The sequence below is a fragment of the Synechococcus sp. A15-127 genome, from assembly GCF_014280215.1.
Classification (GTDB): Bacteria; Cyanobacteriota; Cyanobacteriia; order PCC-6307; family Cyanobiaceae; genus Parasynechococcus.
Genome location: NZ_CP047948.1, coordinates 2,057,213 through 2,069,814 on the forward strand (window position 1 = coordinate 2,057,213; position 12,602 = coordinate 2,069,814).

The following is a 12,602-nucleotide window of genomic DNA, read 5'->3' on the forward strand; positions in this document are numbered from 1 at the left end:
TTCTGCTATCTAAAAGAAATTAGCGGGAATAATATTGGAATAGAAGTGATTAGTCCATAAAGCACTTGCTTGCTTGAACTCGGCAAATAATGCGCTTAACAACTGATCAATTTCGTCGTAAGAGAATGTCATTGCATGAGATAAATTAAATCGGTGCCATTTACCAGAAACAAGTATGTTATGATTTTCTTTAATCTTAGAGGCTACATACTGACCAAAAAGATTTTGCTCGGGACAAACATACTCAACAGTATTGCGGACACCGAGCCCACGAACATCATGAAAAAAGTCATGGTTTCCGAGTTCTTGCTGAATCGTCGATCTAATATAATCACCTTTTTGACACACAGTCTCGACAAAACCTGGAGCCCTAATAATTTTCTGGACAGCTAAAGCAGCACTACAGGCTAAGCTGTGACCTTGGAATGTACAAGAAGTTTCAAATCTTCCACTATTGGAAGCAATAACTGACGTAATTGCTGAGTTTATCAAAACAGCACTTAGAGGTACATATCCAGCAGCCAATGTTTTGCCAAGAATTAAAAAATCAGGCGTAAACTTATACCATTCCACACAATTAATCTTACCGCTTACGCCAGTTCCACACCATACCTCATCAATGATAAGGTGAATATTATTGTTGGTGCAGAGCTTTCTAATTCCTGCCCAATACTCTCTCGAAGCAGGTACATCACCGACTAACCCACCCATAATAGTCTCACCAACAAACCCTCCTATGTTTTCAGCTCCTAGGTCATCGATGGCAGATTGAAATTCATCAAGAAGACGTTGTGAATAAGCTTCAACTGATTCACCATCAAGTCGGTTTTTTAGATAATTATACTCTGAAAGACGATGTCTGTTATTTGAAAGAATTGGTCGATAAAATTCTAAGTTTGGTCGTTCGCCTAAAGACAAGGCTCCAGAAGTTGAACCATGATATGACTGCTGTCTTGATAGATAGCAAGCTTTTTTATTATTACCCATCTCGCAATGAGTTTGATAGCTTATTTGTAGAGCCATTTCACAGGCCTCCCCTCCAGAGCCACCACTTAACATAACTCGATCAAGCTCTAGTGGGTTTGATGAACAAAGGAGTGCTGCAAGTTCTTCTCTAAGAGGATCATCAAAAGTTTTATAGTCAACGTGATTATATAATTTAAGCTGTCTTCGAATTGCTGAATTAACAGAATCATTATTATATCCAATAACAGCGTATGCAGTTCCTCCTGCAGTAGCGTCTAGAAACCTATGACCTGACTTAGAAATAATATAGTGATCTTCTGTTCGCTGTATTGGAAACAAAGGAGGATTATTTGGAAAAGTTTTGAGAAGATTTGACATGACTGAATTTTATATGAAAATTAGATGGAAACGATATTGATATGATCATAGCGTAGAACCTTGGCAGCTTCAATTGAACAACTTGTCACTGGGTGCTTTTGCCTTGCAGAAGAAGAAATCTTGTCGCCCTCTAGTTTATGCAAGAAAGAAGCAAAAGCGGTATTTTTAGATGTGTCATTAAAGTCAAAATTTAGGACCTGCACAGTAGGGTACCTGCGGATGAGTTCATTGAGGAATGCCTCTTCTATATGTCTTCCAATAACTCGACAACTCATTACAAACTCCTTAAAAACAAGTTTAGCGTCTAGCAAATGAATAATTGCAGAGATAACTATGCCATCATCACCGAATTTATCTGTAGATCTCGCATAAATAAGCTCACACCCATTATCAAGCAGACTACTCATTTCGGAGTGAGAAATATGTCTTCCGGACATATTGAATTGGTTGGTCCTGTTATAAATTTGCAAAACACGAGCAGAAGGATTAATATGAAAATCTGAATAGATGTACAATTGAATTCCAAGACTACAAAGCCAATTAAAATACTTATCCTTAGATTCGGTATACTTTTCAGAGAAATCGCTTAAATTTTGAGCTCTCAAAGCTCGTTGCCTGTACAGTAAAACTCTTTTCTTATCTTCTTCGGTTGGTAAACGGTCAGACAAGGGTAAAATTCTTGAAAAGTAGAGTAAACGTTCATATACATTTTCAGGAGGAGAGAGAACACGAAGATCGGGAAATCTTAGATTTACTTCTGATCGTTCATGCGGGCTATCATCTATAAATGCACAATCTTGAGAGCGAATATTCAAATTTTTCAGAATTTTTGAAATTGAGTCACTCTTCGCCCCCCAGCTTGCTTCACATGCTACAAAATCATGAAGATTAAGGGGCATCTCGGGGTTCTGAGAAAAGAAAGATTCGACAAGAGAATAATCATTTTTAGATACGATTGCAAGCAAAATGCCAATAGTGGAAAGTTTTTTTAGATATTTTTGAAAGAAAAAATATGCTTCTCCAACTGGATCATGTCCTCCTATTCGGATATCAGAAAAAGAGTCAGATATAATTCCATGCCAGAGAGTATTATCTAAATCGATGAATATAAGCTTTGGAAGTTGGATAGATGCTCTTGTTATGAACGCCTTAAATTCATTAACAAGTTTATCGATTGACTCAAGTGATACTGTTGATTTTGTACGAAGAAAAGTTTTAAACTCTTTACCTGAATTGATGTGAGAAGTAAGACAAGAGCTAGATAATAGGATATTTTGGTGAGTATTGATTAGAAGGGAGAGTTTTAAGTTTAAAAGTGTACAAAAATGAATCAAGCTGTACTCGGCTTCGATATTATCAACAACAAAGTTTGACAACATCTGCACAACTACGGGTGTGATAAATACAGGGCAATCAGGATTAAGATTGCGAATTTTCCTTAATAATTGCTCAAAGTATGCAAGAACAGCGTCTGTATCAAGCTCAATTGAACCTGTATTATTAGTCATTCTGAGAACTGTATTTCCTGCCAAGCTAATAATAATTCCAGAGCAGTTTTGAAAAATTTCATGATCAAGATTGCAGTGTATTAGCAATTCTTGAGCAATTTCAGGGCTCGAGGCTAATTTTATAACATCTTGATGAAGATTAGATCTAAGTACGCGACTTAACAATCCAACACTTTGATCGCAAATTACGATTACAGAATTATTTGCCATGTAATGAATCGAAAATAAGGACTGAAAGATCTTGAACAGAAATATCTTTACCTTGATTTGACAGCAATAATTCAAAGCAGTCAAGCTCAATGCCAAACAAGTCTTTGAAATTTTCTTCTATATCTGCGAGAATAGATACGAATTCAACACTTTCTAGAGCCGAAGATTGCCCAAAGATAGTTGATTCCAAGTTAATCTCCATATCGATACCCAATTCTTGAAGAGAATTGATTATAATTTTTTTGGATAACTTTTTTTTGATCCTTATGCATGGTTAATTAAATCTAGGGGTAGAACAAACTGCAAAAATATAATGAGACATAGAATCATGACCAGTATGAACAACTTCGTCATTCATTGAAAACATTATAACTGTACTGAAATACTGGGTCATGGATTTCCTGAGACCATCTTTCGTTTTACAATTAATATGACCTGGATCTCTTTTATTCTCAGGAATAATTGATTGAGAATCTAAGGTTGGCATGCCAAACACAAATAGTGCGTCAAACGAACAACTTGAAATAGCATTCGAAATAAATTGTTTTTCATCTTCAGGGGGAATATGCTCTAAAACATCAAGGCAATAAAACCCATCAAAATTCCTAGGGAGAGGCCTCAAGGCAAAATCATGCGTAACATGACTAACTTGGCTTGATGATGCATAGAACTCTTCTGAATCAGCTATGAACCTTGAATCGTAGTCAGAAAGGGTCAATCTGCCAACAAAATCAAGCAAAAGTTTTGAACACCAACCATCTCCACAACCAGCTTCAATTACATTTTTTTTTCCTTCCAAGACTTTTGCTGTAAATTTATATCTTGACAGACTAAATAATAATCTTTTAGGATCTTTTAACCATGTAGATGAAGCTACTACCCCTAGCTGCTGTCGTCCCCCTGAGGCCTTCAACTCATGCATATACTGATACTGCTCGTTCATTACCTGTATGCATCAGTGCCATACTGTACCATGCCAGAGAAAAATTATTGCTACAAGAGCCGAGCAAGGATCAATAGCTGAATATCATGAGTATTAATTTAAGTACTTAAGGAATTTAAGGTAATTAATATGTCATAGAGCAAGTCAAATAAAGGTATTGTTTAGGGATTAAATGCTAATATCTTCATTCGCTTTAATAAAAGCTTGAGCATTATCAAAACGCTCCGAAATCAAGGAATCAATTTGACTGTCGCCATTTAGAGCTATAATTTGACTTAATCTGGCGGGATTAAGGGTAGAAAGAATAATTGCAATCCACTTCAATTTAAGTATAGGTAAAAGAACACCCAAGCGGTGGATGGTTTGATGGCGAAGGTGGAGAGGTAATGCATCAATCAGTGGTGATATTTTAATTAAGACTGGAACACGCGGTTGAAGTATAAAATCAGCAGCAGCTTTTGCTGGGTCATCCCAACCAGCGAACTCAAAATCATAAAAACGTATGCCAATATCAGTTTGGATAGCATTATGAAATCCAAAGTCACTCGGAGAGATACAAAGTTGACTCTTAGTTATAGAGTCAGAAATATAGCCAACAGATAAAATATGCTCAATTTTTGAAGTGATACACTCATAATCTTTATACAACTTATCGAGAAATAGCTCGGCATCAGTCTTATAGGCATTAGGGATATGAGCAACTTGCATCCTCTCTATACGATTCTGAATGTTCAGAAGGTGCTCGCTAATGGACATAAAGCCCTCAACAGCCTGAAGCTGGATTATTTGAGACGAGGTATTAGGGGAATTAAGCTTACGAAAAAACTCTACAGCACTCTTGACTGCATAATCAGGAGGACAAATTTTATCTGCGAACGGTGTACCATGAATATATTCTAGGACAACACATCTTCTCAGCTTGTCAACTGATATTAATTTTGGAGTATAGCCTGGAGCTACGAGTTCGGAATATTTTAAAAAATCTACTTCAGCTTGTAAACCATCGCGGAAATTTGACTGGATGGAGGGATAACCTTTGATTACCCAATATCTTTTAACACCGCAGCGATAAACAAAATTATTGATACCCCCCTTGAGCTTTACAAGGCTTGATGCTGGGGTACCAAGTCTATCTGCCCAGTATTTAGCAAAGTCTGGAAACATCTAAAAAATCAACTACGATCTTCAAGGAAGATTCTTTAGGAGTTCAGGCCAGCATGAAATGACAGTCATATTACTGATGCCAACCTTTTCAGATGACTCAAAAGGTTTAAAGAGTATAGGAAATGTATTGTCCGGGAAAAGCGGCGAGTTCAAAACTTCCTGCAGATCATCAAGAAAAACTGCACAATTTAAATTTGAAATCTGAGAAAGTTTTAAATCTCGTGTCTCTAAGAAATAAACTTTTTCTTCAGAGCCTGAATCCAGAAAAAGACCAGCAGGTTTAAGGTGTGTATCTATCCATTGTAAAGCGAAGGAGTGCAGGTCGTATGAGGGGCCTGCATATGGGTATCTACTACGATGGCTAACTATAACAAGATCATGGCCATATTCGGATAATAATTGCATAGTTTTAATTGCATCGGGGAATGGCTCTGCGTGGCACATTCCGGGTCCATAAAGTTCACCTTGGAATTCGGTCCATTCTGACTCTCGCCCTTGACTTCTTAAAAAGTCACGAAGACCAAGCTTAGTTCGGTTTACACTTGTGGGCAGGTTAGAAATTTTTTCAGACAAGAGAGAGATAGAATTATCGTAGCAAGCTATTGTGTTGTCAAAATCAAGGCCAATTTTCATGAGTAATGCTCAGAATTAAATTGCAAAATAGACTTGTATAAACCTTTTGCATCCAGCCCAAGCTGTGCCCGGATGTATTCCTGATTCCCAAGAACATTGATAAAGGAATCAGGAACCCCTAGACGCCTTAATTGCAATGAGGATTCAGCATACTCAGCTAGCCACTCAAGCAAGGCGCTTCCCAAGCCACCAACTATCCCATGCTCTTCAAGGCTGATCCAAAGAGGGAATCGCTTAGCCATATCTGTAAGAAAAGCGTGGTCAAGAGGCTTTACACCTCCAAGAGTAGCAACTGCGACAGACAAACAAACCCTCTTGCGAGAGGAGTTCCGCAGCATGTAAAGCCTCCCCAATTATTGGACCAATCCCGATCACCATAAGGTCTTTACCATCACGAAGTAAATTAGCTTTGCCAATGCCTAAGTTGGACACATCCTTGTGCAGGAGAGGCTCTCCTTTTTTCCCTATGCGCATATAAGTGGGATGAGATTCATTCAAAGCTTCCTTTAACTGAGCTTCAAGCTCAGCACTATCAGCAGGTGCGACAACATTGAGGCCGGGTAAAGTCCTCAAAATGGCAAGATCTTCTAACGAATGATGAGTGGGACCAAGCTCTGCGTATGAAAGACCTGAGCCAGTACCTATAATGACAACTGGTGACTGGTGATAAGCCAAGCCTACGCGAATCTGCTCAAGGCAACGGGTAGTGATAAAAGGCGTAATTGTGTAGACCACAGGCCTTAGGCCAGCAAGCCCCATGCCGGCCGCCATGCTCATCATGTTGGCTTCTGCAATGCCGCAATTGAAAAAGCGTGTTGGTGCTACCTCCTTGTAACGATCAAACATTCGGTTGCCGATATCACCTGAGAGCAAGCACAAATCACTGCGCTCTTTAGCAAGTTGGGTCATTGCGTTGGCAAAGGCATTTCTCACAGCTGTACCTCCTGGAGTTCAGCTAGGGCTGCAGCCAGCTCCTCCGGATTGGGTGTGCGGTAATGCCAATTATTGTCGTCTTCCATGAAGGAAACTCCCTTGCCTTTAATTGTGTGGGCCACGATCACGCTGGGCTTGCTGGTTTCAGCTCGTGCCGTAGTGAGTGCTTGGCCAATCGCTGAAAGATCATGGCCATCAATTTCCTGGACATGCCAGCCGAAGGCTTCCCATTTGTCCGCTAATGGCTCAAGGGCCATCACCTCTTGGCTGCGGCCGGTTGCCTGCCATTTGTTGTAATCGACAATGGCCGTGAGCTGATGCACGTGTTGGCCTGCCGCAAGCATTGCAGCTTCCCAAATGCTGCCTTCATTGCATTCGCCATCGCTTAATAGGGCGTAGCAACGGCTCTTGCTGCCTTGGATTCGTAGGGCAATCGCCATGCCAAGGGCCATCGGTAGACCGTGACCAAGGGAGCCAGTGGCTGCTTCGACGCCCGGGATATAGCCAGGTTTGGGAGGGTGCTCGTGGAACACACTGCCCGGTTTTCCGAATTCAGACAAGCGGTCAATCTCAAAAAAGCCGCGTTCGGCAAGTATTTGGAAAAGTACGGGTGCTCCATGGCCTTTGCTCAGCACGAAGCGATCACGATCTAGTGCATCTGGAGCCTGGGGGTCAATGCGCAGTTCTTGCCAATAGAGCGCTGTCAGTAATTCAACGCAGGATAGGCAGGAGCCCAGATGGGGAATGCGGGCACGGGCCGACGTTTCTATTGTGCGCTGCCGGATGGTGAGGGCAATGCGAGAGAGTGCTGTTGTGGAAACAGGAGCGGTGATGGCCATGGTTTTAGCGGTTGGCCTCCAGTTGCAGATGTTTCATCCATTTCACCGTGTAGCAATTCTCTCGATCGGGAAGCTCACCACTTTTGTAAGCAGTGGTGATCTCATCAATTGCATTTTGAACACTGAATTGTGGCCGAAAACCAGTGGCCAGCAATTTGCTGGAATCTTGGCGGTAGGAGCGTGGGTCGTTGGATTCGCTCACTACAAGCTCGGCCCCTGTGCCCTGTTGCACCCGCTGGGCAATCTCAAGGATTTTCAGATTTTCAAAGCCGGCGTTGTAGCAGCCCGATGGCAGCTGTGGATGTGCGAGAAAGTGGCGATAAACATTGGCCATATCTTGAATATGGATGTTGGGCCTGGTTTGCTCGCCGCCGAAGACTGTAATTTTCCCATTCTTGAGCCCCTGGTGGGTGAGCATATTCACGCTCACATCCAGCCGCATGCGTGGTGATAAGCCGCACACGGTGGCTGGGCGGATGCAGTGCACCTGCATTTGATCGGAGTAGGAGAGGAACACGCGTTCTGCCACCATTTTGGTTTTGTTGTAAACCGAGATAGGTACCAGGGTGAGGTCTTCGGTGACCTGGGGTTCATCCTTCACGCCATACACACTGCCGGAGCTGGCAAAGATGAAGTGCTTCACACCACCTCTAACTGCCCGATCAGCCAGCTGCTGGCCTGCCAGGACATTCACCTCCCAACTCAGGGTTGGGTTGAGCTCAACTGCTGGATCATTGGCGATGTTGGCCAGATGAATGATTGCCTCCACGCCATCGAGCGGGATGGCATCGGTGTCACGCACATCCAGCTTGAGGTTGGTGAGCTGGGGGTGTTCCGGCAGGGCATTGCCAAACCACTGGGTGTCAATGCTGATCACGCTGTGACCATCAGCCAGCAGCAGGGGGATCAGCACTGAGCCCTTGTAGCCGCAACCACCAGTAACGAGCAGTTTCATGACTTGTGCTGGTAACTCCAGGGAAGGGTCTTAAGGGTCGCCAGATTGGCATCCACCCAAGCCATTGTCTCCTGAATGCCCTCCTTCAGGCTGACCTGATCAGACCAGCCATGCACCTGGCGCATGGCCGAACTCTCAAGCAGGTAACTCTGATCTTTGCCGAGGCGTTCCTCGCTGCTCTCCACAAGATCGCTGAAACTAACGCTAGCAAGCTTGCAGATCTGCTCTACCAGCTCCTTGATGCTGCAGCTCTCCTGTGTGGAGAGATGCCATGTGCTGCCAGGTTCCCCTTCAATGGCCAGCTGCAAGGTCGCGCGCACCACATCCTCGATATGAATGAAGGCCCGCACGGAATGGCCGCCGCCATGGAGCTGCATGGGCTCACCGGTGCGGGCGCTCAGCAAGGAGCGGGGGATGATGCGATAGAGCTGCTGGCCGGGTCCATACACATTGGCCGCGCGGGTGAACACCACCGGGAAGCCATAGGCCTGATGGAAGCTGTGCAGGTGCAGATCACAGGCTGCCCGACTCACGGCATAGGGGGTGCTGGGGGCGAAGTGGTTGTGCTCTTTGATCCAGCCACCATCAGTGCTGCCATACACTTCCGGCGTGGTGACATGCACGTATTTTTGCAGAAAGGGTTTTTGCCGCAGGGCATCGTGCAGGGCTACCTGAGACACCACATTGGTTCGGTACCAGTGGGTGGGATTGAGCCAGCTTTCGGCCACCATGCCCTGGGCTGCGAAGTTCACCACAAGCTCGGGTTGCACCCGATCGATCAGGCTCAGCAGATCATTCAGTTGGCTGTTGAGATTAATCGCCTGAAACTGGAAGTTCTCAGCTGTGGCAAGGGCTGAACCCTTGCCGTTGACAGGCCAGCGGTAAGGAAGGAATACGGGGTGCGGCTCGGTTGAGCGGCTTACGCCCCAAACTTCGTGGCCAGCCCGTAAGGCTTCAGCCACAAAGTGGCTTCCACTAAAGCTGTTGGAGCCGATGACAAGGACTTTTTGCTTGCTCATGGTTGCAAAATCTCTTGAAGGCTGCTGCGCAGAGTTGTTGAGCTGATAGGGGTGTTGCCCATGGTTTCAACAGCGAGGGCAGCCATACAGCAGGCCAAAGCAGCAGTTGGCATCATTGCCTGACCACTGGCCAGTCCAGTGGCGAACAACGCCAACAGTGAATCACCTGCGCCCGCCACATCCAGTGGATTCACAGATAAGGCCGGAAAAGCTTGGTTGCTAATAACACCATCCTTTCCGCGATCATAGGCGATGAATCCTTGTGGTCCGAGCTTCATTACGAGACGTTCACTACCAGTGATTTGAAGCAGGCGCTGGCTCAATTGTTCTAGGCCGCTGTCTTTATCTTGTAGAGCGAGACGTGCCTCCCGTTCATTCGGGCAGAGCAATGAGAAGTTCTCGAAGCGGGTGACCGAGCCAACCTGACTGCTGCATTGGAGATCTCCGAACAGCAACAGGTTGTGCTGATCAGCGAGCCGGTGCACTACCTCCAAAATCCGAGGCGTGACAACGCCGTAGACAAAATCTGAGATGACGATTCCATGAGCTTTTGAGGCCAGCCTTTGCAGCTGGGCGATCACCTGATCTTCGACGTCTGCATCCAGATTGTGTTCTTCAAGCCGGCTGACGCGGAACAACTTTTGGTTTTCCACCACGTACCGCTTTTTGAAGGTGGTCGGTCGTGAGGGGTCTGTGCTGAGGCCATCACCAATTCCTTGAGTAGACAGCTCCTGGCGCACGAGTTGGGCCGTGCTGTCGGACCCCACGACGGAGATGAAATCGCATTGAGCACCAAGAGCGCTGATGTGTGCCGCCACCACCGCTGCACCACCAATGAAATTTTTGTGCTCCAGTTCTCGTACCACAACCACTGGAGCTTCTGCACTCATGCCGATTGCTTCACAGGCGGCGTATTGATCAACGATCGTGTCGCCTAGCACGATCAATCGGGTGGCTCCCCAGCTGTTGATGGCATTTAGTAGTTGATCTCTTTCGATTCCTTGTCGTCGGCAGGCGGCCTGAAAGAGGGAACGGCGTTGTTGGCGAAGGTCGCGTTCAGATCCGCTGAGCAGATCAGCAGTGGCGTAGTGGATATCGCCCGCATGAAATTGAACGGATCTGCCTTGTTGGCGTTGTTGCACCAACGTCGCTTGAATTTCTGAGTTGTTTTTGAACTCATTGCCTAGAACCAGGACTTCTGGTTTCAGTGCCTCGATAGCTGCCTTCAGCTCATCGGCTTCAAGCAGCAGCAGAGCATCGGCAATGCCAAGCAGGCTGAGGGCTTCCGCCCGCTCCTGTTGTTTAAAGGCATACCTGTTCCTACCGTCTCCAATTAAAGCGACCACCAACTGCTCACCAAGGCCACGGGCATGCCGCAGGTAGCGGATATGGCCAGGATGAATGGTGTTGAAGTGGCCATAGGCGAGTACACAGCCTTCAAAGGTGGCGGCATCCTTTAGTTGAAGCGATTGTGTCGGCATATCAGAAGCGGATCATCAAGCGGCCAGCGGTGGTTCTATCGAGTACTTCGTTCAGGCGAACTGGAGGAGCGCTTGGAGAGCTTAATGCTTGGCAATCGTCGGGTCGCACATAGAGAGCTGTAATTGTGTTGATACTACCTAAAGTGCCCCGTGTCAAAATCTATTTCAGTGTTCTACTGATAGGAGCATTTGACTGAGTGGGAATAAAGTATAACCATGAACTTTGTGCTTCCAATAATCATATAGAAGGATCAATCGCAATGCTTTAACAAGGCTGTGTATCGTTGATGCATAAATCCTTCAATTTATTTATATGGTCATTATAGCCTATCTCCCTTAAGATCAACAAATTAGATTTGATGAGTATTTCGAATTCGGAGAAAATTTTATCGCTTGCATTTGAGCGCATCTGCTCTGTAGCGAAATGAAGCGTGATCCCATTGGTGATACAATGCTTATACACTTCTTTTCTGACAGTTTCTCTCTCGGGCAGCTGCCAAATACTATAGAGAACAATATGTTTATAGCCTTCATTAAGTGCGGCCCACAATTGGCAATCTGTACTGCCATTAATCCAATACTCTGCGCGAGATAACACAAATCGCAAATTATTTGCGTCGCAATATGATTTGACAATTTGATTTTGAATGTGCTGTGGAACTCTATGGCCATTGAATTCGCCGCTGGCGATGTAACCTCTTGCAAGACTCATGGTTTTATTCATCATATCCAGCTTTCTGGGTGACTGTAATCCATGCCTAATCTTGTACAGTTTTTGACGGTTATTGGCATGAAATACTCGCCTAACTTTTTATCCCAGTATGGAGTATGCAATCCTTTGAAACGGCAATTAATTGACCAGTGTGTATTTCTTTCTTCATTCAAGGAATAACCGTGAGGCAGGGACTGGTCGAAAGCTAAGATTTGCCCATACTCAATCGGAATCCAAGTCAAGTCGTCGCGAAGTTCGTTAAAAAGTTCATCTGATGTGAGTCTTAATAGTTCCTTGGATTCATTAAGCCTACGTTTGTAACTATTTCTCTTTAATATGTACAAGCACATAGAGTTTGCGCAATCAACAAGTGGAATCCAAATATTGAGTTCAAATGGTGATACCCCATTCCATGTGTCTGCATGTATTGGAAGAACGTCACTTGGATTTTGGGGTAAATTAACCGAAAGTCCTGGCCTTTTCTGCATCGCCAGCTCATTTCCGCAGAGCGAGTGGATTATATTCTTGGCGGCGTAATAGTAGTTTTTGTGAAAGCCTGTATTTTGATATATGGCTTGCATTATATGGAGCCTAAGGTCGTTACTTTTGTCGTGAGATATTGATAAATGAGCGTTTTCAAGATCTTGGACTTCTTTTTCGTTAATATTGCAAAAATCACAATATGCCTTTTGGACAGCGTTTTTTATTAATTCGAGATGTTGGAAGTCTGCTTTTTCTATTATGTATCCTTCTTTATTGTATTCTTGACTTGCAATCAGTTCTTGCTTGTCTCTAAAGTCCCATGAACTTCCGCTGTTCATCGTTGGCATAGAAATCTACCAAGGTCATCATAGGCGATGG

The 12,602-nt window shown here is 44.4% G+C and carries 14 protein-coding genes; all 14 read right to left on the bottom strand.

Features of this window, described 5'->3' with window-relative positions; translation table 11 throughout:
• Positions 1 to 9: 9 nt before the first annotated feature.
• The 14 genes from SynA15127_RS10975 to SynA15127_RS11035 all read right to left on the bottom strand — a co-directional run bounded on the left by SynA15127_RS10975 (position 10) and on the right by SynA15127_RS11035 (position 12,562).
• Positions 10 to 1,344 carry an aminotransferase class III-fold pyridoxal phosphate-dependent enzyme gene (locus tag SynA15127_RS10975; RefSeq protein WP_186484134.1) on the bottom strand — a complete coding sequence of 445 codons (1,335 nt, stop codon included), beginning with the start codon at positions 1,342 to 1,344 and terminating at the stop codon, positions 10 to 12.
• Positions 1,345 to 1,364: 20 nt separating this feature from the next.
• Positions 1,365 to 3,062, bottom strand: a complete 1,698-nt coding sequence (locus tag SynA15127_RS10980; RefSeq protein ID WP_186484135.1) for an HAD-IIIC family phosphatase — start codon at positions 3,060 to 3,062, stop codon at positions 1,365 to 1,367.
• The gene (locus SynA15127_RS10985; RefSeq protein ID WP_186484136.1) at positions 3,052 to 3,252 is read right to left on the bottom strand and encodes a hypothetical protein; all 201 of its coding nucleotides are present in this window, start codon (positions 3,250 to 3,252) and stop codon (positions 3,052 to 3,054) included. Before SynA15127_RS10985 ends, SynA15127_RS10980 begins: the two co-directional genes overlap by 11 nt.
• A gap of 84 nt (positions 3,253 to 3,336) precedes the next feature.
• Entirely contained in the window at positions 3,337 to 4,005 is a 669-nt protein-coding gene (locus SynA15127_RS10990; protein ID WP_186484137.1) for a bifunctional 2-polyprenyl-6-hydroxyphenol methylase/3-demethylubiquinol 3-O-methyltransferase UbiG, read from the bottom strand.
• A gap of 168 nt (positions 4,006 to 4,173) precedes the next feature.
• A complete protein-coding gene (locus SynA15127_RS10995) occupies positions 4,174 to 5,169 on the bottom strand; it encodes a hypothetical protein (protein ID WP_186484138.1) in 996 nt (331 codons plus the stop codon).
• A gap of 21 nt (positions 5,170 to 5,190) precedes the next feature.
• Positions 5,191 to 5,802, bottom strand: coding sequence for an HAD family hydrolase (locus SynA15127_RS11000; RefSeq protein WP_186484139.1), 612 nt, complete (start codon positions 5,800 to 5,802; stop codon positions 5,191 to 5,193).
• Positions 5,799 to 6,140, bottom strand: a complete 342-nt coding sequence (locus tag SynA15127_RS13435; protein ID WP_255475483.1) for a transketolase C-terminal domain-containing protein — start codon at positions 6,138 to 6,140, stop codon at positions 5,799 to 5,801. The genes SynA15127_RS11000 and SynA15127_RS13435 overlap by 4 nt, the downstream gene beginning before the upstream one ends.
• A complete protein-coding gene (locus SynA15127_RS11005; RefSeq protein WP_222930455.1) occupies positions 6,064 to 6,711 on the bottom strand; it encodes a transketolase family protein in 648 nt (215 codons plus the stop codon). The genes SynA15127_RS13435 and SynA15127_RS11005 overlap by 77 nt, the downstream gene beginning before the upstream one ends.
• A 20-nt stretch (positions 6,712 to 6,731) precedes the next feature.
• Positions 6,732 to 7,574 carry a transketolase gene (locus SynA15127_RS11010; RefSeq protein ID WP_186484140.1) on the bottom strand — a complete coding sequence of 281 codons (843 nt, stop codon included), beginning with the start codon at positions 7,572 to 7,574 and terminating at the stop codon, positions 6,732 to 6,734.
• 4 nt (positions 7,575 to 7,578) lie between these two features.
• Complete coding sequence (locus SynA15127_RS11015; RefSeq protein WP_186484141.1) at positions 7,579 to 8,529, bottom strand: NAD(P)-dependent oxidoreductase; 951 nt, start codon at positions 8,527 to 8,529, stop codon at positions 7,579 to 7,581.
• Entirely contained in the window at positions 8,526 to 9,548 is a 1,023-nt protein-coding gene (locus tag SynA15127_RS11020) for an NAD(P)-dependent oxidoreductase (RefSeq protein WP_186484142.1), read from the bottom strand. The genes SynA15127_RS11015 and SynA15127_RS11020 overlap by 4 nt, the downstream gene beginning before the upstream one ends.
• Positions 9,545 to 11,029, bottom strand: a complete 1,485-nt coding sequence (locus tag SynA15127_RS11025; RefSeq protein ID WP_186484143.1) for a PfkB family carbohydrate kinase — start codon at positions 11,027 to 11,029, stop codon at positions 9,545 to 9,547. The genes SynA15127_RS11020 and SynA15127_RS11025 overlap by 4 nt, the downstream gene beginning before the upstream one ends.
• Before the next feature lie 265 nt (positions 11,030 to 11,294).
• Positions 11,295 to 11,741 carry an LIC12192 family sporadic carbohydrate cluster protein gene (locus SynA15127_RS11030; RefSeq protein WP_186484144.1) on the bottom strand — a complete coding sequence of 149 codons (447 nt, stop codon included), beginning with the start codon at positions 11,739 to 11,741 and terminating at the stop codon, positions 11,295 to 11,297.
• Between the two features lie 11 nt (positions 11,742 to 11,752).
• On the bottom strand, positions 11,753 to 12,562 hold the full coding sequence (locus SynA15127_RS11035) for a sporadic carbohydrate cluster 2OG-Fe(II) oxygenase (protein ID WP_186484145.1): 810 nt from the start codon (positions 12,560 to 12,562) through the stop codon (positions 11,753 to 11,755).
• Positions 12,563 to 12,602 lie beyond the last annotated feature (40 nt).